Annotated in this window: 3 protein-coding genes; 2 read left to right on the top strand and 1 reads right to left on the bottom strand. The window is 36.7% G+C overall.

The annotated features are described in order from the left end of the window. Positions 1 to 628 precede the first annotated feature (628 nt). Positions 629 to 928 carry a hypothetical protein gene (locus MUB24_RS22830; protein WP_244708015.1) on the top strand — a complete coding sequence of 100 codons (300 nt, stop codon included), beginning with the start codon at positions 629 to 631 and terminating at the stop codon, positions 926 to 928. 1,048 nt (positions 929 to 1,976) lie between these two features. On the opposite strand, the gene MUB24_RS22825 is transcribed toward MUB24_RS22830, so the two are convergent. Continuing rightward, a complete protein-coding gene (locus MUB24_RS22825) occupies positions 1,977 to 2,126 on the bottom strand; it encodes a hypothetical protein (RefSeq protein ID WP_244708012.1) in 150 nt (49 codons plus the stop codon). Between the two features lie 260 nt (positions 2,127 to 2,386). Here MUB24_RS22825 and MUB24_RS22820 point away from each other — a divergent pair, with 260 nt between their 5' ends. Then, complete coding sequence (locus MUB24_RS22820; RefSeq protein ID WP_244708010.1) at positions 2,387 to 2,695, top strand: hypothetical protein; 309 nt, start codon at positions 2,387 to 2,389, stop codon at positions 2,693 to 2,695. Positions 2,696 to 2,743 lie beyond the last annotated feature (48 nt).

The raw sequence follows: 2,743 nt of genomic DNA, 5'->3' as shown, positions 1-2,743 counted from the left end.
GCAGAAGTCATACACTTAAATGGAGATAGCTACCGAATGAAACATCGAGCTACGATTTTCACTGAAAAAGTGTAAAAAATAAATTATCGAAAATTGTAACATTCTACTTGACGGTCACAGCGAATAACGATTTTGATAAAAAAGACGTCCGTTTTCACAATTTCGAGAAATATCAAGCTGTTTTTTCACCTTATCATAAAGCAAATTTGTTATATCTCTCCAAAATTCATTTAGCGTGCGAAATTTCAGCTACAACTTAAAATTTACGTTTTTTCATCTCAAAGCAGATTGAACCATCTAGCTTGGCAATGGTTGTCACGATTCATGCTCCGGAACGGGGACAATGAATCGGCTACACTTAACTGGACAAAGAAAAATAAGGAATAAGTAGACTAAATAGCTAAATCTGGGTACAATTTTTGATTGGAAAAAGCGTCAAGTTTTTTCTCTATTAAAAAGAAAATCAAAAAAACCCCCAAAAAAATAAAAGATTGTATTAAATTAATTGGAATTTTCTACTCTATACAGGATAATAGACATAGGTAATTAACAGTAACTTTCTACTTGAACAGAATATTGATGGACTCTTCACATAGTGGGTATGATACAAGAAATCGGAGGGATACAAATGCATCCATTACCAAAAGACGGGGGAACATTTTGGACGACTCATAAGGGCTTGCGCGTCCAAATCTTTTACACGAAATATGAGGATGCCTTTGAGGCATTTGCAAGTTTCTATTATTGGGAAGAAGAAAGCATTGACGGCTGTGCACAACATCCGGTTTTAAATATAGCCATAGCTGGCGCCTTAGAAAATCTAATGGAAGAAATGAAGGAACACGGACTAGATATTTGGACGACCGCTCGCCCCTCTACCAAGCAAAAAGCTCAATTTTTGATGTTCAATCCTGATGAACAACCGTGAGCGGGGGCAAAACTGACATAACTTTTTGTTTGGTCGAATAAAGAAAGGTAATAAAGATCTAAAGGATATATGACCGATATCATCAGGGATCTGAAAGCATAACCCTTCCATTTTTGAATTAAATTTAGTTAAAGTTAATTCCTCACCATTTAACGGAATTCGATTTGGATTAGCCGTCGTTCTTGTTGCAGTATAATTTTTTTCTTCTATTACACACTCTAATAAAAATTCCCAATCAGGCAATTTCTCTCAAAATGAGGTGTAGTTTTTCGTCTTGGAACCTAAACAAAAATAGATAATACTAATTAATAAAGATTTTCCAACTCCAATATATGTCTATTCAGCAACTTTATTTTTAGTATCTTTCTATTTAGCTACAATAAAGTTCAAGCTACTTTTATTAAAATGGACAGTTTTAAAAAATTGTAAGCAAGCAAGGTTACCGATTAGGTCATTCAGTACGATTTCCATTAGATGGACTGATTCTATGCGACCAAAATTAGGCCGAGGACGCAAAAATGGGCTCATAGACGGGGGCTATCCGACCAAAATCTGGCCGAGGACGCTAAAAAGGGCTCATAGACGGTTCTATGCGACCGAAATCTGACGGGAGTCGTAAAGTTGTCCCCACACTTTTTATGGGTTTCCTTGAGCTGTACAATTTAGTCACTTTTAACATTAATAAAAATTGGGCTTCTTTTCATGTGTTTTTCTTTCACCTATTTGGTGATGCCCTTAATGGCTTAAAGATGCCGTTATAACAGGAGCGCCGAAGGATACAGAACATGGTTATGAATAATTCAGGTATGAGTAAAATATTTACGGGAAAGAATAAGTGTTGGAGTTTTTTACCAATTACAGGACAGAAGGACCCTCGCCTTTGCTATAATAGGTTATAAACGAATAACCAAAAAGAAAGGTGGAGTCCCTTGATTTCGCCCCTTTATTTTTTAGTTTATTTATGTCATAATAAGAATATACTAATAAAGAGAAGTGCTTTGCACACTCCTCACGCAACCTCTACCGTCAGGGTGGTGGTTGTCAAAAATTATAGTTTTTTTCGAGAACCACCCATTTGCTTCCTACGGCGTTGGGTGGTTTTCTTTTTTTCTAGAAAGGCTTTTTTAAAGAGATGTGCACTTATTGCTCGCACAACCCCCTTCAAAGCTTCTCTTAGAAAATCAAGAAATGTTTCCATGGTGGTCACCTCCTTTCCCATAAATGGAAAAAAGAGTGACAACCAACCACCCAAACAATATTCAGTTGCTAGTTTGATATTATCATATTTTTATGAACATTGATACTCAAAATAAAACAAATGTGCCTCTGTAATTTTCCCAGTAACACTACTCCGTATTACTCGAAAATCTAGCATCTTCGATCGACAGCTTAATTTACTATCCCACTAATCACAAGATAGTATGAGAATCATTTTGATGCGTTTGCGAGTTTCTATTATTGGAAGAGGAAAGTATTGACGGCTGGGGTCAATATCCAATCTTAAATTTGGCCGTGGCTGTTGCCTTAGAAAGCTTAATAAAAGAGGATGGATACCAATATACTTTAAAAAGAGGGGACTATCTCATACTTTCATCAGGTAAATTTCACAAGGGCTATCGTCCTTGCATGGAAGAGACTCATTTTAATTGGCTACATTTCTCCACCATCGGCAAATTTCAGTATGAAAGTACCACAAAATCACAGACCACCCGTTCAACGGGTGGTTTGACTCAGCCCTGTAAGGGCATGTTACTGGCAACGCCTTAAAGGCGTAGTTTCGCAAGCCGGTCATTGTCCTTAATTGTTAATTTTATC

Origin of the sequence: Lederbergia sp. NSJ-179, from assembly GCF_022867885.1 — a bacterium.
Lineage (GTDB): Bacteria > Bacillota > Bacilli > Bacillales > Bacillaceae_C > Lederbergia.
The sequence above is the reverse complement of the archived record's forward strand: the minus strand, read 5'-3'. Positions and strand labels throughout refer to the sequence as shown.

What these genes read in the sequence shown, in the direction of transcription:
- MUB24_RS22830 (WP_244708015.1), top strand. Translation starts at nt 629, where the DNA reads ATGCATCCATTACCAAAAGACGGGGGAACATTTTGGACGACTCATAAG.
- MUB24_RS22825 (WP_244708012.1), bottom strand. Translation starts at nt 2,126, where the DNA reads ATGGAAACATTTCTTGATTTTCTAAGAGAAGCTTTGAAGGGGGTTGTG.